The following is an 18,108-nucleotide window of genomic DNA, read 5'->3' on the forward strand; positions in this document are numbered from 1 at the left end:
CGTGGTCCAGAACCGCGCGCTGTCCTCGAACGCGTGCTCCGGACGGTCAATGAACAACCAAGCCCACTTCAGCATGCCACCAGGCTATTCCCAACCCCCGACGGGGCCACGTAATCTGCCGCGATGCGGACCGACGACGATCCCCAGGAACCGACCGGCCCCGAGGCCGAGGCCGAGCTTGAACCAGAGCTCGAAGCCGAGGCAGAGGCGGAGCCCGAGGCGCCCCCGACCCCGGCCCCGACGCCCACTCCGGCCCCGCGCCCGCGAAGCCGCTTCAGAAAGCTCAAGATCACCTCCGCGGTCCTCGCCGGTCTGCTCGTGGTCCTGGTCGGCGCCGGCACCTGGTGGGTGAACACCTCGCTGCACGCCTCCTATCCGCAGACCAAGGGCACCCTGCACGTCGCCGGCCTGTCGGCGAGCGTCGAAGTGGACCGCGACGCCCAAGGCGTCCCGCAGCTCTACGCCTCGACCACGCACGACCTGTTCTTCGCCCAGGGCTACGTCCAGGCCCAGGACCGCTTCTGGCAGATGGACGTCTACCGCCACGTCACCGCCGGCCGCCTGTCCGAGATGTTCGGCTCCGGCCAGGTCGACACCGACAAGTTCATCCGCACGATGGGCTGGCGCGACGTCGCCCAGCAGGAGTACGACGGCCTGAGCGCGCAGACGAAGGCGTACCTGAACGCCTACTGCGATGGCGTGAACGCGTATTTGAAGGATCACAAGGGTTCCCAAGCGTCGGTGGAGTACGCGGTCCTCGGCCTGCAAACCGACTACACCCCCTACACCTGGACGCCGGTGGACTCGCTGTCCTGGCTCAAGGCCCTGGCCTGGGACCTGCGCGACAACATGCAGTCCGAGATCGACCGGGCCCTGTCCTCGCAAACCGCGGCCAAGAACCAGGTGGACCAGCTGTTCCCGCCCTATCCGGCCTCGCATCCGGTGATCGTGCATCAGGGTGCTGTCGTGAACGGCGCCTTCGACCAGAACGCCTCGCCCACCTCCGACGCCCCGCTGTCCGGGGCGGCGCTCCCGGCATCGGCGGCCAGTGCGCTGGCGAACCTCTCGCACACCGTCTCCGCCCTCCCGGCCTATCTACAGCCGACCGTCGAGGGCGTCGGTTCCAACTCCTGGGTGGTCTCCGGCGATCTGACCACCACCGGCAAACCGCTGCTGGCCAACGACCCGCACCTGGCCCCGCAGCTGCCCTCGATCTGGTACCAGATGGGTCTGCACTGCACGACCGTGGACGCGGCCTGCCCCTACGACGTCACCGGGTTCACCATGCCCGGCACCCCCGGCGTGGTGATCGGCCACACCCCGACCGTGGCCTGGGGCTTCACCAACGGCACCGAGGACGTCAGCGACCTGGTCCTGGAGAAGGTCAGCGGCAGCACCTACGAGTACGACGGCCACCAGGTCCCGCTGACGGTCGAGCAGGAGACCATCAAGGTCGCCGGCGGCAAGTCCGTCCCGATCACCGTCCGCACCACGAACCAGGGCCCGCTGGTCTCCGACGCCGACAAGGACATCGCCAGCGCCGGCAACGGATACGCCGTGGCGCTGCGCTGGACGGCGCTGACCCCCGGGCACACCGCCGACGCGCTGTTCGCCCTGGACCGCGCGACCGACTGGGCCTCGTTCCGGGCCGCGGCAGCGGACTTCGCCGTGCCGTCGCAGAACATGATCTACGCCGACACCTCCGGCAACATCGGCTACCAGACCCCGGGCCGGATCCCGATCCGGAAGAACGGCGACGGCCGCTGGCCGGTGCCCGGCTGGACCGACCAGTACGAGTGGACCGGCTACATCCCCTTCGACCAGCTGCCGCACGAGCTGAACCCGGCCGACGGCTTCGTGGCCACCGCCAACAACCCGATCATCGGGCCGGAGTATCCGTATCTGCTCTCGGAGGACTTCGACTACGGGTACCGCGCGAACGAGATCACCAAGCGCCTGCAGGCCGCCACCGCCGACGGCAAGAAGATCGACGCCGCCGGGATGCGCGCCATCCAGTCCGACACCCGCAACGAGTTCGCGTCCGTGCTGGTGCCGTACCTGCAGAAGCTTCCGGCCTCGTCGAAGAAGCAGACCCAGGCAGCGGTCGCGCTGTTCAACGGCTGGGACTATACGACTCCTGACACGTCGGCCGCCGCGGCGTACTTCTACGAGGTCTGGAAGTTCGTCTGCAAGGACGCCTTCGAGGCCAAGCTGTCCTCCTCGGTGGACGTGGACGGCGGCGACCGCTGGTTCGCGGTGGCCACCGACCTGCTGCCGGAAGCGTCCAGCTTCTGGTGGAACGGGAACCGCGACGCGTTGCTGGCCAAGGCGATGGATCAGGCCTCGGCCGAGCTGACCTCGCAACAGGGTTCTGATGTGAAGGGCTGGCAGTGGGGCGCGCTGCACAAGCTGACCCCGACCAACCAGACGCTGGGCACCGGCGGGCCGTGGTTCGTCAAGTGGCTGGTGAACGGCGACCCGGTGCCGGTGTCCGGCGGCTCGTCGGTCGTGGACGCGACCGGCTTCGACATCGCCAAGGACTTCTCGGTCGACGAGCTGCCCTCGATGCGGATGGTCGTGGACCTGTCGAATCTGGACGCCTCGACCTGGGTGAACCTCACCGGCGCCTCCGGCCACGTCGACGATCCGCACTACCTGGACCAGCTGCCGCTGTGGCGCACCTTCCAGACGCTGCCGTGGCCGTACTCCAGGCCCGCGGTCCTGGCGGCCGCCAAGGACAAGCTCACGCTGGCGCCGTAGTCGCAGTCGTCGTCGTGGCCGGATCCCGCGCCGGGATCCACTCCAGCCAGCTCCCATGGGGGTCGACCTTCGCGAACGCGGCGGCGGTCGGCCCCTGGGCGCCGGTGAAGTCCACGAAGGACGCCGCGACGTAGCCGCGCTCGCCGGGTGCCTCGATCCCGAAGGCCCGGCCGAGGCGGTGGTCCTCGTTGAGGACGAGCATCAGGGCACGCGTTCGCGAAAGCTCGATGACGCGCTCGGCGAAGGCCTGCCGGTCTTCCCGCGCCAAGTAGGGCATGACGTGGGAGGACAGGACGACCACGACCGCGTCGTGCGGCGCCTCGGCGACGGCGGCGGGCAGCAGGTCGAACAGGTCCCCGCGCCGCAGGTCCAGGTGCGCCTCGCGGGCTTGGAACATCAGCAGCGGCAGGCGTTCGGCCGGCGGCGCCGCCAGCAAAGGCGCGGCGAGTTCGGGCTCTGCGATGAACGCGGTGTTGAGGTGGTCGTACAGCGGCGACGTCTGGACGGCGTCGATCGCGCGGAAACCCTCGAAGACGGGGACGAGATCGCGCGGGGTGCCGCCGGGATCGGTCATGGGATCACTGTAGATCCCCGAGCCGCCGTCGACCCGGATCCGGATCCGAACGCGCAGGGTAACCGCGATGCCGGACGGCCGCGCGTCTCGCCTCCGGGCAACCGGCCCGAGGGTCACCTAAATGCAGTAGCACGATCGCCGCGCGACGCCGAGGCGGATTGAATGAGGGGAAGGCCGCCTCGGCGCGCCGCCGGGGCGGTGACGGCTCCTGGAAAGGGGGCAATCCGATGACCCGCAAAGTCGCCGACTGCCGGCAGTTCCCCAGCGAGATCAACTGCACGCTGACGATCGCCGGCGAGGAGAAGGAAGTCCTGGACGCCGCGGCGATGCACGCGGTCGCGGTGCACGGCGAGACCGACACGCCGGAGTTCCGCGAGCAGCTCAAAACCTTCCTCGTCGAGGAGAAGGTACCGGTCAGCCACTAACCGCACCCCGCACACCCGCACACACACCGACCCGCCCGGCCCCGGTCCGCGGAGCCGGGCCCGAACCTGGGAGCAACCATGACAGGTCTCTTACACCAATCGCTCGACAAGCCCCAGGAGACCCGCCCCTTCGAGCAGGGCATGGGCCACCTGGACCTGGTCGCCATGGACGAGGGCGGTTTCGGCCGCGCCGTCTTCGAACCGGGATGGCAGTGGTCCAAGCACATCAAGCCCATCGCCCACACCGAGAGCTGCCAGGCCGCGCACCTGGGCTACTGCATCTCCGGGCACATGCACGTGGTGATGGACGACGGCGAGAAGGCCGACATCGGCCCCGGCGAGTTCCTGGAGATCCCCCCGGGGCACGACGCCTGGGTGGTCGGCGCGGAGCCCTGCGTCATGCTCGACTGGCAGGGGTTCGCCGACTACGCGAAGGCGAAGTGAGAAGTAGGCAGCACAGGCAGCACAGAAGTAGGCAGCACAGAAGCAGGCAGCACAGAAAAAGGCAGCACAGCAGCGGGCATCAGGATCAGGGCTTGCGGCCGATGGCCCCGAGCACGGCCAGCTCCACCGGCGTCCCGATGTCCGTGGGGTCCGGCCGCCACAGCGGGCAGGGCACCAGACCGGGCTCGACCAGGTCGAGTCCTTCGAGGTAGCCGGCGATCTGCTCGGGGCTGCGCAGGTTGTAGGGGACCGCGCCGCTCTGGTTGTAGCGGCTGATGGCCTCCTTGTAGGCCGCGTCGGTGTCGGTGCCGTCACGGACCACCAGGTAGCTGCCGGAGGGGACGGCGTCCATCAGCCGGCGCACGATCGCCAGCGCGCGGTCGTACTCCTTGATGTGCGCCAGGATGCCCATCAGCACGATCGCGACCGGTTCGTTCAGATCCAGGGTCTTGGCGGCCTGGGTCAGGATCGTCTCGGGGTCGGCGAGGTCGGCCTCGATGTAGTCGGTCGCGCCTTCGGGCGTTCCGACCAGTAGCGCCTGCGCGTGCGCAAGGACCAGCGGATCGTTGTCCACGTAGACGATGCGCGACTCCGGCGCGATGCCCTGCGCGATCTCGTGGGTGTTGTTGGCCGTGGGCAGGCCGGTGCCGACGTCCAGGAACTGGCGCACGCCGGTCTCGACCACGAGGTGGCGCACGGTCCGGACGAGGAACTGCCGGCCGCTGCGCGCCAGGTCGACGATCTCGGGGAAGACCTCGCGGAAATGGTCGCCCGCCACACGGTCGGCGGGGTAGTTGTCCTTGCCGCCCAGCCAGTAGTTGAAGATCCGGGCCGAGTGCGGAACGCCGCTGTCGATCTGCGCCGCGGGCCGGTCCTGCGCTTCGTTGGTCATGGGGCCCCATCTTTCCCTGAGACCGACCCCAACGGAATAAGAGCCCTGCCAGGTTTTTCGAACCAGGCCGGCCCCGGTACCGCCTCAGTAGCCTTCGATCATCCGGGTCAGGAAGGCGACGGTCTCGGAGGGCGAGAGCGCCTGCACGGCCAACTGGTCGGCCACCGTCGTGTACGCGTCCAGGTCCTCGCGCTTGTCCAGGTACGCCGCCCCGGTGAGCTGCTCCAGGTAGACGATGTCGGGCAGCGCCGGCTCGGCGAAGCGCAGGATGGTGAACGGCCCGGCCGCCGCCGGTCCGCCGCGCGCGAACGGCGCGACCTGCACCGTGACGTGCGGCAGCTTGCACAGCTCCACCAGGTGCTCCAGCTGGGCTCGCATGACGGCCGCGCCGCCGGGCTGGCGCCGCACCGCGGCCTCGTCGACGATCGACCAGATCCGCGGCGGCTCGGCGCTGTGCACCAGCCGGGCCCGGTTCATCCGCAGCCGCACCCGGCGCTCGATCTCGTCGGCGGAGGCCAGCGGATACCCGTCGCGGATGACGGCGCGCGCGTAGTCCTCGCTCTGCAGCAGCCCGGGCAGGAACTGCGCCTCGTAGACACGGATGACCGAGGCGGCCTCCTCCAGGCCGACGTAGACCTCGAACCAGCCCGGCATCAGATCGGCGAAACCGTGCCACCAGCCCCGCGCGTTGGCCTGGCCGGCCAGGGTGAGGATGGCCTCGCGCTCGGTCTCGTCGGTGATCCCGTACAGGGTCAGCAGGTCGGCCACGTCCCGCCGCTTGAAGCTGACCTGTCCCAGCTCCATGCGGCTGATCTTGGTGTGCGAACAACGGATCTCATAGCCGGCGGCACCGCGCGTGACACCGGCGGCGACGCGCAGCTTGCGCAGCTGCGATCCCAGCAGCATGCGCAGGACAGTGGGGCCGCTGTCCTCGGATCCCACCAGCGGATCGGCCGAGCGCTCAGCCGGTACCGAGCTCATCCGTGCTCCCAGTGCTGATCTGTACCTGATCTGAAATCTGTACCTGATCTGAAATCTGTACCTGATGTGAAGTCTGTACTTGATCTGAAATCTGAACCCCGCTGTGCCTGCCCTTAAGGGTAGTCGCTACCGGAGCGATGCGTGAGAGGGCAGGTCAAGGTCCTGAATCTCGGAGCGCTGCCGCTGCCGCCGTGTCGGACTTCCAGGGTCACACGCCCGCGTCGCCGTCCTGGGTAACGTGGGGCGAACCGTGTCATATCAGAACTCGTCCAGGGAGCCGTCCATGCCGCCGGTCCGTCATCGTCTCGCCCTCGCCGGCGCGGTCGCCCTCGCTGTCACCGTCGCCGCCGCGCTCACGCCGGGGGTCGCGGGCGCCACCGCCGCGTCGGGGGTGTCGGCCACCGAGAGCGGCCGGACCACACTCGGGGGCGAGGAGCACGTCCTGCGCCGGATCACCATCCAGCCCGGCGGTAGCACGGGGTGGCAGTGGCACGACGGGACGCTGTCCGTGTACGTCGAACAGGGCACGCTGACGCACAACGAGTCGGACTGCCTGTCGACCGAGGTCTACAGCAGCAACTCCTCGTTCCTGGAGCCGAGCGGGGCGGACAACGTCCAGATCGACCGGAACCTGGGCACGACGCCGCTGGTGTTGGACGTGCTCTACGTGGACCCCGCCAACAGTCCGCTCGCGGAAGACGCGCCGAATCCGGGTTGCCGTTTCCACTGACCGGCGTGGGTAAAGTCGACGACATGCCCCGAACCATCGCCACGAACACCTCTGTCGACCTCGCCGCGCTGCTGGACTTCGTCCGGCCCCGGCACCGCGCCCTGCTGATCACCCGCCGCGCCGACGGCGGCCCGCAGGCCTCTCCCCTGACCTGCGGCGTCGACGACTCCGGCCGCCTGGTCATGTCCACCTACCCGGAGCGGGCCAAGACCGCCAACGCGCGGCGGGACGCCGCGGTCAGCGTCGTGATCCTGTCGGACGAGTGGAACGGCCCGTGGGTCCAGATCGACGGCGACGCCGAGGTGCTGGACGTCCCGGACTCGGTCGAGCCGCTGGTCGAGTACTTCCGCAACATCTCCGGCGAGCACCCGGACTGGGACGAGTACCGGGAGGCGATGGTGAAGCAGGGCAAGTCCCTGATCCGGGTGACGCCGCGCCGGTGGGGTCCGGTCGCCACCGGCGGGTTCCCGGCGCACCTCGCGGACTGACGGACCGAGCCGGGCTCGGGCGGCGGGGCGATCGCCTCGCCGTACCTCGCCGCCCCGTTTGGACAGGTGCCGTTAACGCACCGTTCGGACCGTGTTCCAGCGTGTCGGCGCCGGGCGTCCTAGCTTGCCGATCAAGACGATCGGCGACGCGGCAAGGGACGGGACCACATGGCGAATCCGGACACGGAATCAGCGGACGTACTCGTCATCGGAGCCGGCATCGTCGGCCTGGCCTGCGCCCACGAGGCGGTGGAGCGTGGGCTGTCGGTCCTGGTCGTGGAGCGCGACGAGCGGGCCGTCGGCGCCTCGGTGCGCAACTTCGGCCACGCCTGCGCGACCGCGCAGTCCGGCAAGGCGCTGGACTACGGCCGCGTCGCCCGCGAGACCTGGCTCCGGCTGTCCGAGGCGGCCGGGTTCTGGGCCCGGCGCACCGGGACGCTGATGGTCGCGCGCAGCGCCGACGAGCTCGCCGTCCTGGAGGAGTTCGCCGGGCTGCGCGGCGACGAGGCCCGGATGGTGACGGCCGCCGAGGTCGCCGGACACGCTTCCTTCGGCCCCGGCGTGATCGGCGGGGCCTGGCTGCCGCAGGACCTGCGGGTCGACCCGCGCGAGGCCGCCGCGAAGATCGCCGCGCACCTCGAAGCGCGCGGCGTCCGCTTCCGCTGGAACACCAGCGCGCACACCGTCGAGACCGGACAGGCCGCGACCAGCCGCGGCCTCGTCCACGCCGACCACGTCATCCTGGCGACCGGCCACGACGTGGACCGCCACTTCCCCGGCCTGGCCGCCGAGCACGGGGTCCAGCGCTGCGCCCTGCGCATGCTCCGCGTCGACAACCCCTCCGGCCGCACCATAGAACCGGCTGTGCAGACCGGATACTCGATGCTCCGCTACGGCGGTTTCGCCGAATGCCCCTCGCTGCCCGCGCTGCGCGACCGCCTCACCGCCGAGACGCCCGACCTGGTCGGCATCGGCCTGAACCTGATGTTCACGCAGCGCCCCGACGGCACGCTGACCATAGGCGACACCCACAGCTACGCGACCACCCTGGCGCCGTTCCAGGACGAGGAGCTCGACGCGGCCGTCCTGCGCGAGACGGCGAAGCTGCTCGGCGTCGAACGGCTGACGGTGCGCGAACGCTGGCGCGGCGTCTACGCCTCGGCCCCGCAGCCGTTCCTGGACGCCACGCCGGCCAAGGGCGTGCGCGTCGCGGCGGTGACCGCCGGGGTCGGGATGACGACGGCGTTCGGTTTCGCCCGGGAGATCGTGCAGGACATGGTCGGGCGCTGAGAAAGAGCTGTCAGCCGGCCGGTCGCCGGTGGTACGCCTTGTTCGCGATCCGCCACCGGCCCTCGGTCTGTACCAGCAGGAAGATATCCGTGAACGTGTCGGGCCCGTGGTGCAGCGTCATGCTCGCCGAGGCGACCGTCCCGTGGACTCGGACGCTGTCGATCCGGCGCGTCCGGGTCGCCTCGTCGACGGCCGGCTGCCCGGAGAACAGCGAGCAGTACTGGTCCAGCGGCCAGGAAACGAAGGCTCCGTCCCGGATCCCCTCGACGTGCGCCGTCGGGAGGAACGCCTCGCGGAAGTGCGCGGGGTCCCCGGTGGCGTGTCCGCGTATGTAGGCACGCAGCGGTTCGAGCACGGCCTCGTCCACGGCCGGCGTCGTGATCGCGACCGCGATGTCGGCCCCGGGATCCCCGGCGGCGTCGGCCAGTTCGGCGGCGCTGGGCACCGGCTTGGCCGACGCGCCGGCCAGCAGCGCCATGTCCTTGGCCAACGCCCCGACTGTGAACTCCGCGTCGGCGGCCGCCGAAGCCGTCGGAGGCTGCGTGAGGAAGCTCCGCTTGCGTGCTGCCAGGCCGCCGAGCTGGCCGATCTCGAGCACGTCCAAAGCCTCGTCGCGCGCCAGCCCCAGCTCCTCGGCCTGCTGCACCGCATCGCGCAGCGCGAGAACCGCGCCGGCCAGGCTGGAGTTCGCGACCAGCTTCAACGCCGCGGCGGTGGCCGCGTCCCCGACCCGCCGCACGGTGCCGAGCGCGTCCAGGACCGGCCGCACCGTGTCGAAGGGCTCTGCGTCACCCGCGGCGAGAAGGTGCACCGCGCCGGCCTCCATGGCACGCACCGACCCCAGCACCGGTACGTGCACATAGTTCGGCCCGAACCGCCGGGCGAGCTCGGCCGCCTCGGCCGGTGCGACGGTGCTGGTGTTGAGCACGACCGCGCCGGCTTTCACAGAGCCCTGAACGCGATCGAGCACCTCGCGGCACGCGGCCCCGTCGAACAGGCACAGCAGCACGGCGTCGGCCTTCGCCACCGCCTCGTTCGGGTCGCCCTCGATCGAGCGCGTCCAGCCGACGACGTCCAGCCCCTGCCCGGCGAGTCGTTTCGCGATCGCGGAGCCCAGATGTCCCAGGCCCAGGACGGCGATCGTCTGCGGTTTGTTCATATGCCGAGCGTGCAGTACCCGCTTGTCCTGCGACAAGCGCAGATTTCGCAGGCCTGCCATGCTCATTCCGCATATCGGGCGAGCACCGCCCGGACGAACGAGGCGACCAGCGGCCTGCGGTCGTGTTCGTTCCAGGCCAGCACCAGGTGGCTCGGCGGCGCGTCGGCGACCGGGACTAGCACCACGCCGCTGGGCAGCTGGGGGACGAGCGAGCGCGGCAGCACCTCGACCACGCGGCTCACGGCGATCATGTGCAGCAGCTGCAAAACGTCGGTGACCGCACCGGGCGTGCTCTCATCTCCTTTCCCGGCAACGCCTTTCCACAACGGCCGCTGCTCGCCCTCCAGATCGGCCATGAGCACCGAGTCCCGCCCGGCCAACCGGTGCCCGGCCGCCAGGACGGCGACCCGGTCCTCGGTGAGGAGCCGCTCGTGGGCCAGGCCGTCCAGCGGGTCGAAGGGCGCGTAGAGCAGTCCGACGTCGGCCCGGCCGTCGAGCAGGAAATCGGCCCGGTCCATGGGGCCGCTGAACAGGATGTCCACGTGCCGGGCATCGGGCTGCTCGGCGTACGCGGCCAGCATCCCGGACAGCAGGCCGCCGTCGCCGCCGGGCTTGAGCACGAACCGCAGCTGGTTCTGCATACCCCCGGCACTTTGCGCACGCCGGACGGCGGCGCCGACCGCGTTCAGCGCATGCCGGCCGTGCTCCTGCAACGCCGTCCCGGCCGCGGTCAGCTCGACGTGCCGGCTGGAGCGCACGAACAGCACGACGCCGAGCCGGTTCTCGATCCGCCGGATCGCCTTCGACAGCGCCGGCTGCGCGATCGAGAGCCGGACGGCGGCCCGCCCGAAATGCAGCTCGTCCGCGACCGCGAGGAAGTACTCCAGCTCGCGCGTCTCCAGGTCACTCATGCCTCCAGGTTATCGCCGGAGGCCGAACAGGTCTTGGACAGCCGCACCCCGGCCCGCCGAGAATCGACGCATGATCAAGCACACGATGATTGTCTCCTTCACCGACCCGCTGCCGGACGCGGAGTTGGATCAATACCTCGCGGACATCGAACGAGTAATGCACGACAGCGGCACGGTCCAGTCCTTCGCGGCGGCCCGGCACATCCCGGTCCCCGGCGAGGAGCAGATCCCGGCGCTGATCGCGACCGCGATCGTGCAGATCACCGTCGCCGACCGCGACGCGCTGGCGAAGTCCTTCGCGGCGCCGGGCATCGAGGAGGTCATCCACCACTGGCAGGCGCGGCATCCGTACAAGGTCGCCTGGGCGAACCACGAGCCGCTGGCCTGAGCGATACCGCGCGCCGGCGGCGTCAGCGGCGCGGCCGGTAGGGCGGGTCAGCGGCGCGGCGCGTAGGCCCGATCGGACAGATCCACATCCGCATCGGGCCGCCGGCGCCGCAGCGTGTCCGCCACCTGCCGCAGCCAGCCAGCCAGCGCGGGCACGGCGTCATGGGCCGTGGCGGTGCGGGCAGCCGACTCCACCGTCTCCACGAGTTGGAGTCGGCTGTGATCGCCGGGCACGCGCTCGTCGAGGAGGCCGAACCGCTGCAGACGCAGCAACGCCCACGAAGCGCAGGCCGCGGCGAGAGCGAATCCGTAGCGCCGGTCGTCCTGGGCCTCGGGCACGCCGCCGGCCAGCGCCCGCCGGTACTCGTCGGCCAGACCGGCTGCCACGGGATCGCCGACCGAGAGCCAGCGCGGCCCGGGAACGTACAGACAGACCGCGTCGAGCAGCGCGTGGCCGTAGCCGGCGGCCTCGAAGTCGATCAGGCGGGCATCGGCGGGTCCTGATTCGTGAACCAGGCAGTTGTTGGATTCCGCGTCACCGTTGCCCAGCGTGAGAAACAGGCCCGGGGTTCGCAGTTCGTCGAGCGCGGCGGACAGTTCGGAAGCGGCTCGGCCGGCAATGGGCACCCCGACAGCGGCAGCGTCCTGATGCGCACGGGCCCAGAGGGCGGCGAACCGGTCGGAGTCGTCGAGCAGGCCATAGCGCTCGCGGTATTTCGCCTCGTGACCGGCGGTGGCCGCGCCCAACTCCCCCAGCACTCGCGCGAAGGCAGCCAGCCGCTCGCGATGCGCCTCGACACCGTCGCGGCAGATGAGCTGGTCGAGCGGGACACGAGGCGCGAGGTCCTCCAGGACGAGCAACCCGGCGGACAGATCGGCGGTGATCACTCGCGGGGTGAGCGACAGCCCCAGATCCTCGGACAGGAAACGGAGTGCGGCCAGCTCTGTCTGCGGCCGCCGGCCCTCGAAGGTCACCCGGACAATCTATTCGGTGCGTTATAGTGAACGCATGGTTCACTATAACGGTACGTCGGGAACCGGCAGCCAGATCAGCGCGTACTACCACGACACCTACGAGGAGCAGGCGGCCACGCGCGTGGTCGCGGTCGGCGCGCTGGACGGCGTCCCGTGGGTGGCCATCGAGCACTGCCTGTTCCATCCGCAGGGCGGCGGCCAGCCCGCCGACCGTGGCTGGGTGGACGACCACGCGATCGTTCCAGTGCGGGATCGGGACAGCGGTCTGATCGTGGCGGTGTCCGCACAGGCCTCGGACGAGGAACCGTCGCCGGTGCTGCCTCCGTTCGAGGAAGGACAGCGAGTCAAAGCCCGGATAGACCTCGAGGCCCGGATGAGGCACGCCGCGCTGCACACCGCCGGGCATCTGGTCGAGGCTGCCTGCCGGGCTCAGGGCTGGGCCCTGGCCGGGAGCAACCACTTCCCGGGGCAGGCACGGATCGAGTTCACGGCGCCGGAATCGGACGTGCGGTTGCAGAGCCCTGAGGGGCGCGAGGAGGCCACCGAGGCGGTGCGCGCCACCGTGGCCGACGCCGTCGCGCGCGATCTGGCCGTGACGTGGGAACTCGACGACGCGGGCCGCCGCATCGTGCACCTGGACGGCATGCACGCGGCCCCCTGCGGCGGTACGCACGTGCACAGCCTCGGCGACCTGCCCGGGATCACCGTGCCGACGCTCAAGGTGAAGAAGAGCCGGATCCGGGTCTCCTACGACGCCGCGCACCGGGAGCGGTGATGGCCGTCCCCTCCCCCTCCCCATCCCCCTCGCGCGAACGGCCGGCCAGCAGCACCGCGGCCGCGATCGGCGCGCAGATCCGCCGGCGGCGCGAGCAGCGCGGCATGAGCAGCGCCGAACTGGCACGCCGGGCCGGACTGAGCAAGGCGACGCTGTCGCAGCTCGAGACGGGCAAGGGCAACCCGACCATCGAGACCCTGGACGCCTTGGCCGTCGCCCTGCTCATCCCGCTGACCGACCTGCTGACCCGCGACACCGACCCCGGACCCGTCCTGGTGCCCGGCACAGACCTGGCCGAGGGCGAGGTCGGCCGGGAACTGCTGCGGCGCATCAGCAGCGGACACAGCCTGGAGATCTGGCGGCTGCGCGTCCCGCCGCACACCGAACTGGACGGCGTCCCGCACGCGACCGGCACCATCGAGCACCTGCTGATCTCCGGCGGACGGCTGACCGCCGGCCCCGCCGACGCCCCGACCCAGCTGCGCCGCGGCGACCTCTTCGCCTTCGCCGGCGACGCCCCGCACGTCTACCGCACCGGCGCGCAGGCGGCTGACGTCACGGTGGTCATCGCCTCGCCGATCGTCGGCTGAGCAGCACCGTGGGAGCTGGGGGCCGGGAGCCGGGGCCCTGATTGTTCGGCGCCCCTGATGTATGTGTGGGTCGGGGTGCGGGTGCGGGTGCGCCCCGACCCACACATAAGTCAGTGCGCCGACTATCCGGCGAAAACGCCGACGGGCCCCGGGGGAACCCCCGGAGCCCGTCAGGACCCTCATTCACTACTCAGCGGTCACGCCACCCCGTACGCATACGGGTCGGCCGCCGGCTTCAGCGTGTTCCCGGTCCCGGTCGCGATCCACAGGCTCCCGTTGGTGTCGCGGCCCTTCCACGTGACCTCGAACGTCCCGTTCGGGTAGGTCACGACCGACGGGCTGTGCCCGGCGGCGACGCCGTAGGCGTACGGGTCGTTGGCGGGGTTGAGCGTGTTGTTGATGCCGCTGGTGACCCACAGGCTGTTGTTGGCGTCGCGGCCCTGCCACGCCACCTCGAAGTTGCCGCCGGACAGCGGGGCGACCGAGGGGCTGGTGCCCGCGGCGACGCCGTAGGCCCAGGGGTCGTTGGCCGGGTTGATCGTGTTGCCGGTGCCGCTGGTCACCCAGAGGCTGTTGTTGCTGTCCCGGCCCTGCCACGCCACCTCGAAGGTCGAGCCCGACAGCGCGGCCAGCGCCGGGCTGGTGCCGGCCGCCACGCCGTAGGCGTACGGGTCGGCGGCGGGGTTGATCGTGTTGCCGCTGCCGCTGGCCACCCACAGGCTGTTGTTGGTGTCCCGGCCCTGCCACGCCACCTCGAAGGTCGAGCCCGACAGCGCGGCCAGCGCCGGGCTGGTGCCGGCCGCCACGCCCAGGGCGTACGGGTTGCCCGCCGGGTTCAGGCTGGAGCCGTTGCCGCTGGCCACCCACAGGCTGTTGTTGCTGTCGCGGCCCTGCCAGGCCACCTCGTACCCGCCGCCGGCCAGGGCGACGATCGACGGGCTGGTGTTGTCCGCGACGCCGTAGGCGTACGGGTTGCCCTTCCAGGTGATCGAGTTGCCGGTGCCGGTGGCGAGCCACAGGGTGTTGTTGGCGTCCCGGCCGTGCCAGGCCGCGACCCAGCTGCCGTCGGCCAGGGTGGTGATCGACGGGGTCGTGCCGGGGGCGACGCCGAGCGCGAAGGGATCGGCGGCCGGGTTCAGGCCGACGCCGCTGCCGCTGCCGACCCACAGGCTGTTGTTGCTGTCCCGGCCCTGCCAGGCGATGTTGAAGCCGCCGCCGGGGGTGGCTGCCAGGCCGCCGGAGCTGCTCTGCACGGTCGGCGGGGGCGTGGGCACCGACAGGTTGTTGTAGCGCAGGCCGACGTACCCGGAGGTGGGCCAGCCCTCCAGCGAGGTGCTGTTGATGTTCGCCGAGGTCGGGCCGTGAGTCGGGTCGGAGGGGTTGGACTCCGCGTAGTAGGTGAAGTCGCCGGTGTCCTTGTCGGTCCAGTTGTCGAACAGGAAGATGTGCTGGTGCGGGTACGCCATGGCGTCGCCCTGCTGAAGGTTGGTGAAGGCGCCGATGCCGGTGTCGTAGGCCGTGTTCGGCGTCCCGTCGACGTTGGTGAAGTCATAGGGCGCCGGGTCGGTCACGATCAGGCTGGTGTTCAGGTGCCAGGCCATCGAGACGAAGCCGGAGCAGTCCTCGCGGTACTGGGTCCCCTGCGGGTCGGGCGCCGTGGCCCCCGACTCCGTGTACGGGACATGGTTGTCCACCCAGAACTGGGCTCGCGACATCATCTCGGCGGCGGTGATCGGACCGCCGATGGTGCTCGTGGCGTGGGCCGCGGTGCTCGCGATCCCGACCGTCACGACGGCGGTGCTCAGGACGGCGGCGGTGGCCAGACCGCGGCGGAAGGTGTTCCGGATGCGCATGACAGATCCCCTTGTCAGAGTTGTGAGTCGGTGGTGGACGGGTGGTCGTCAGCTGCCCGCATGGGCGGTCAGCATCGTCAGGACAGCCGGATCGCCCGACGTGTCGTAGGGGTGTGCGAGCCCTGATCCGGTCTCGGTGAACGCCGCGACGATCACGGTGGCGCCGCGCTGGACCAGGTAGTAGTGGTTGATCTGCGGCCCGGCCATGGACTGCCCGGGCACCCCGGTCCAGGACCGGGACCAGGCCTGCGCCTGCGTCCCCCGGCCGGTGGGGGTGACGGCCGCGTCGGCCGGCAGGTGGTCCGCCGACTGCAGCGAGCGGCTCAGCTGCTGGCAGGCGCCCATGGCGCCGACCATGCTCTGGTAGGCCTTCGCCGCCGTCGCCGCGTCGGCGAAACTGAAGATGTCCTCCTGGGCGGGCGTCTGCTGGGCACTGATATAGCCCTGCTCGTGCCATGCGGCCGCTCCATCGACCATCAGGCACTCGCCGACCCCGATGCCGCGGTGCGCCGGCACGTTCATCGCCACCAGCGAGCCCATCGGCTGCCAGGCCGCGATCGCGGCGTCGGGCAGCGAGGAGGGCGGAATCGGCGGCGGGGGTTGGGGGACGGACGGCTTCGGGGCGGTCGACGTCTGCCCAGATGCGGACGGCGTCGGCCCGGCCGGCGGGGGGTGCGCGGCGGAGGAGGCCGTTGGGGGCCTCTGGACGGCATCGGGCTTCACAGGGTTCGAAGACGCGGCGCCCCCGGGGGCCGAACTCGGTGATGCGGCAGCCGACGTACCCGCCGTTTGCGGGGCGTCCACAGAGGAGGAGGTGGCCGCGCCGGCGACCGCCGCGTTGGATGAGGCGGGCGCACCGGAGGCGGCCGTGTGGCCGGCGCATCCGGTCGCCGCGACGGCGAGACTCGAGGCGAAAGCGGCGGCGGCGACAGCGGTGGCGACTCGCCGTACGGAAAAGGTGTTCACAAGGTTCTCCCAGCTCATGGCGTCTGGATGGAGCCGAGCATCTCGACGGTCCAACCGATCAGGGAAGGGGCGGTGTCCACGGCCCGGCGGCACAGCCGCAGGGCGACGTCGGCGGTGGATTCGGGTTCGGCGGGCAGCAGGAACAGGACGACGTCGACGCTTCTGGGCGACGGACCGTGCCGGGCCCGGATGTGTTCCAGCCGGTCGGCGGCCAGCGCGACCGCCCACAGCACGTCGGCCAGGACCTCCGGCGGCAGGCTCACGGTGCGGGCTTCCGTGCCCGCGCTCATGCGGACGGGGACCAGGTCCATGTCAGCCTCCGCACGAAGCGCACGGCGTCGCCGGGATCTGTCCCTGGCTCACGGCCTGCCAACCGCCGTGGGCGGCGGTGCCGGCCGGGGTGTTGGCCACGGTGGCGGCCACGGTCGCGGCCTGCCCGGCCAGGGCGAGCAGCGCGGCGGCCAGCAGCGTGCCGGCGGTGCGGCGAACGGTTTTCGGCATGGCGGTATCCCCATCGGTGCGTTCTAGCGATCATCTGGTCTTCTCCGAGGCGCCGATCCGCGCCCCGGGCCGGGCCCCGTCGTGTCGTACGGGCCGGCAAGAAGAACTCTGCCAAGCTCTGACCTGCACGGGAAGGAGAAACCGCGGGCACCAAGCGGCCTGGCACCTTGGTGCCAGTCGCGCCGCAGATGAAGAACCCTCGGTATCACCTGACACAGAGTTCTGTGATACCGCAAAACCGGTGGTCCAGGCTGTTTGCACCCACCGAACAGGCGTGCGACGATCTGTATTCGTGCGCTGCGTTCGGTGGGGGAACGCTTACCGCAGCGCCGAGTTCACGCCTGACGCACCTGGGGGTACGCCATGCCTGCCTCGGCCCATCTCGACGTGGCCACGCTGCTCGGCCTCGGCCTGGAGGAGCGGCTGGCCCAGCTGTGGATCGCGATGGCCGCCGCGCCCGGCGCCGGCGTCGCGGAGCTGGCGGACACCCTGGGCATCCCCGAGACGGCCACGCGCGAGGGCCTTGACGCCCTCGCCGACCGCGCCCTGATCCGGGTCTCCCAGCAGAACCCTGATCTGATGATCCCGGTCAGTGCCGAGGTCGCGATGCGCCAGCTGCTGCGCCACCGGGAAGCGGAACTGGCCGAGCAGCAGCGGCGGATCGAGGAGCACCGGGACCAGATCACCAGGACCGTCGCGGCCTCCGTGCGGGACGCCGACGACGAACGCGTCGAGCACATCATCGGCGCCGACGCCATCCACGAGTGCTTCGAGCAGCTCGCCTACCACACCACGGCCAGCATCGACTCGCTCATGCCGGTGACCGGCCTGCCCGCCCAAATGCTCGCCGACGCCAGGCCCCTGGACGCCGACCTGCTCCAGCGCGGCGTGGCCATGCGCTTCCTCTACCTCGAAGCCGTCCGCAACGACCCCCCGCTGCTGACCTACGCCCGCGAGATGCAGGCCGGCGGCGCGGAGGTGCGCACCAGCCCCACCCTGCCGCAGCGGCTGTTCATCAGCGACCGCCGCGTCGCCGTCGTCCCGGTGGACCGCGCGGCCCGGGGCAGCGGCGTGCTGCTGGTGCGGGCCCCCGGCGTCGTCGCCTCCCTGCTGGAGCTGTTCGAATCGGTGTGGCGCAACGCCGCCCCGCTCGACGTCGGCAACCCGGTCGACGGGGCCACCGGCCTGTCCGACACCGAGCGCATCCTGCTGACCATGCTCGCCGACGGCGCCACCGACGAGAGCGCGGCCAAGAAGCTCGGCGTCTCCCTGCGCACGGTGCGCCGCATCATGGCGGACCTCATGCGGCGCCTGGAGGCCGGATCGCGGTTCGAGGCCGGGATCAAGGCCGCACGGCGGGGGTGGCTGTAGCGGTAGCGGGATCGCGCGGCACGGACGGGTGTTGGT

The 18,108-nt window shown here is 70.9% G+C and carries 20 protein-coding genes; 10 read left to right on the forward strand and 10 right to left on the reverse strand.

Features of this window, described 5'->3' with window-relative positions; genetic code table 11:
* Window positions 1-123 precede the first annotated feature (123 nt).
* A complete protein-coding gene (locus ABIA35_RS21260) occupies window positions 124-2,760 on the forward strand; it encodes a penicillin acylase family protein (protein ID WP_370359020.1) in 2,637 nt (878 codons plus the stop codon).
* Here the strand turns inward: ABIA35_RS21260 and ABIA35_RS21265 are convergent.
* The gene (locus ABIA35_RS21265; RefSeq protein ID WP_370359021.1) at window positions 2,744-3,334 is read right to left on the reverse strand and encodes a DUF2332 family protein; all 591 of its coding nucleotides are present in this window, start codon (window positions 3,332-3,334) and stop codon (window positions 2,744-2,746) included. The two genes, ABIA35_RS21260 and ABIA35_RS21265, sit on opposite strands and share 17 nt — an antisense overlap.
* Window positions 3,335-3,561: 227 nt before the next feature.
* On the opposite strand from ABIA35_RS21265, the gene ABIA35_RS21270 reads away from it, so the two are divergent.
* On the forward strand, window positions 3,562-3,759 hold the full coding sequence (locus tag ABIA35_RS21270; protein WP_370341491.1) for a DUF1059 domain-containing protein: 198 nt from the start codon (window positions 3,562-3,564) through the stop codon (window positions 3,757-3,759).
* 78 nt (window positions 3,760-3,837) lie between these two features.
* Window positions 3,838-4,203, forward strand: coding sequence for a cupin domain-containing protein (locus tag ABIA35_RS21275; RefSeq protein WP_370341493.1), 366 nt, complete (start codon window positions 3,838-3,840; stop codon window positions 4,201-4,203).
* An 85-nt stretch (window positions 4,204-4,288) separates the two neighbouring features.
* Here ABIA35_RS21275 and ABIA35_RS21280 read toward each other — a convergent pair whose 3' ends face one another.
* Both ABIA35_RS21280 and ABIA35_RS21285 read right to left on the reverse strand, forming a co-directional pair.
* On the reverse strand, window positions 4,289-5,095 hold the full coding sequence (locus ABIA35_RS21280; protein WP_370341495.1) for an SAM-dependent methyltransferase: 807 nt from the start codon (window positions 5,093-5,095) through the stop codon (window positions 4,289-4,291).
* A gap of 84 nt (window positions 5,096-5,179) precedes the next feature.
* Window positions 5,180-6,076: a helix-turn-helix domain-containing protein gene (locus ABIA35_RS21285; RefSeq protein WP_370341496.1), complete on the reverse strand. Its 897-nt coding sequence runs from the start codon at window positions 6,074-6,076 to the stop codon at window positions 5,180-5,182.
* Window positions 6,077-6,359: 283 nt separating this feature from the next.
* On the opposite strand from ABIA35_RS21285, the gene ABIA35_RS21290 reads away from it, so the two are divergent.
* From ABIA35_RS21290 to ABIA35_RS21300, 3 genes are all read left to right on the forward strand, one after another.
* Window positions 6,360-6,806, forward strand: coding sequence for a cupin (locus tag ABIA35_RS21290; protein ID WP_370341498.1), 447 nt, complete (start codon window positions 6,360-6,362; stop codon window positions 6,804-6,806).
* A gap of 23 nt (window positions 6,807-6,829) precedes the next feature.
* A complete protein-coding gene (locus tag ABIA35_RS21295) occupies window positions 6,830-7,294 on the forward strand; it encodes a PPOX class F420-dependent oxidoreductase (protein WP_370341500.1) in 465 nt (154 codons plus the stop codon).
* Window positions 7,295-7,462: 168 nt separating this feature from the next.
* Window positions 7,463-8,584 carry a TIGR03364 family FAD-dependent oxidoreductase gene (locus tag ABIA35_RS21300; RefSeq protein ID WP_370359022.1) on the forward strand — a complete coding sequence of 374 codons (1,122 nt, stop codon included), beginning with the start codon at window positions 7,463-7,465 and terminating at the stop codon, window positions 8,582-8,584.
* A gap of 10 nt (window positions 8,585-8,594) precedes the next feature.
* Here the strand turns inward: ABIA35_RS21300 and ABIA35_RS21305 are convergent, their stop codons facing one another.
* Together ABIA35_RS21305 and ABIA35_RS21310 are read right to left on the reverse strand one after the other, a co-directional pair.
* Window positions 8,595-9,743: a nuclear transport factor 2 family protein gene (locus ABIA35_RS21305; RefSeq protein ID WP_370359023.1), complete on the reverse strand. Its 1,149-nt coding sequence runs from the start codon at window positions 9,741-9,743 to the stop codon at window positions 8,595-8,597.
* Between the two features lie 62 nt (window positions 9,744-9,805).
* Complete coding sequence (locus ABIA35_RS21310; protein ID WP_370341504.1) at window positions 9,806-10,654, reverse strand: LysR family transcriptional regulator; 849 nt, start codon at window positions 10,652-10,654, stop codon at window positions 9,806-9,808.
* Between the two features lie 70 nt (window positions 10,655-10,724).
* On the opposite strand from ABIA35_RS21310, the gene ABIA35_RS21315 reads away from it, so the two are divergent.
* Window positions 10,725-11,042, forward strand: a complete 318-nt coding sequence (locus tag ABIA35_RS21315; RefSeq protein WP_370341505.1) for a hypothetical protein — start codon at window positions 10,725-10,727, stop codon at window positions 11,040-11,042.
* Between the two features lie 47 nt (window positions 11,043-11,089).
* Here ABIA35_RS21315 and ABIA35_RS21320 read toward each other — a convergent pair whose 3' ends face one another.
* The gene (locus ABIA35_RS21320) at window positions 11,090-12,016 is read right to left on the reverse strand and encodes a hypothetical protein (RefSeq protein ID WP_370359024.1); all 927 of its coding nucleotides are present in this window, start codon (window positions 12,014-12,016) and stop codon (window positions 11,090-11,092) included.
* 34 nt (window positions 12,017-12,050) lie between these two features.
* Between ABIA35_RS21320 and ABIA35_RS21325 the strand changes: the two genes are divergently transcribed.
* Complete coding sequence (locus ABIA35_RS21325) at window positions 12,051-12,791, forward strand: metal-dependent hydrolase (protein WP_370359025.1); 741 nt, start codon at window positions 12,051-12,053, stop codon at window positions 12,789-12,791.
* A complete protein-coding gene (locus tag ABIA35_RS21330; protein ID WP_370359026.1) occupies window positions 12,791-13,381 on the forward strand; it encodes a helix-turn-helix domain-containing protein in 591 nt (196 codons plus the stop codon). Before ABIA35_RS21325 ends, ABIA35_RS21330 begins: the two co-directional genes overlap by 1 nt.
* A gap of 197 nt (window positions 13,382-13,578) precedes the next feature.
* Here the strand turns inward: ABIA35_RS21330 and ABIA35_RS21335 are convergent, their stop codons facing one another.
* The 4 genes from ABIA35_RS21335 to ABIA35_RS21350 are packed head-to-tail and all read right to left on the reverse strand — an operon-like array spanning window position 13,579 to window position 16,701.
* Complete coding sequence (locus ABIA35_RS21335; RefSeq protein WP_370359027.1) at window positions 13,579-15,234, reverse strand: hypothetical protein; 1,656 nt, start codon at window positions 15,232-15,234, stop codon at window positions 13,579-13,581.
* Window positions 15,235-15,282: 48 nt separating this feature from the next.
* Window positions 15,283-16,200 (reverse strand): hypothetical protein, encoded by a 918-nt coding sequence (locus ABIA35_RS21340; RefSeq protein ID WP_370359029.1) that lies wholly within the window; start codon window positions 16,198-16,200, stop codon window positions 15,283-15,285.
* 14 nt (window positions 16,201-16,214) lie between these two features.
* Window positions 16,215-16,511 carry a hypothetical protein gene (locus ABIA35_RS21345; protein ID WP_370341513.1) on the reverse strand — a complete coding sequence of 99 codons (297 nt, stop codon included), beginning with the start codon at window positions 16,509-16,511 and terminating at the stop codon, window positions 16,215-16,217.
* Between the two features lies 1 nt (window position 16,512).
* Window positions 16,513-16,701, reverse strand: a complete 189-nt coding sequence (locus ABIA35_RS21350; protein ID WP_370341514.1) for a hypothetical protein — start codon at window positions 16,699-16,701, stop codon at window positions 16,513-16,515.
* 363 nt (window positions 16,702-17,064) lie between these two features.
* Between ABIA35_RS21350 and ABIA35_RS21355 the strand changes: the two genes are divergently transcribed.
* Window positions 17,065-18,072: a LuxR C-terminal-related transcriptional regulator gene (locus ABIA35_RS21355; protein ID WP_370341516.1), complete on the forward strand. Its 1,008-nt coding sequence runs from the start codon at window positions 17,065-17,067 to the stop codon at window positions 18,070-18,072.
* Window positions 18,073-18,108 lie beyond the last annotated feature (36 nt).

Origin of the sequence: Catenulispora sp. MAP12-49, assembly GCF_041262705.1 — a bacterium.
GTDB lineage: Bacteria > Actinomycetota > Actinomycetes > Streptomycetales > Catenulisporaceae > Catenulispora.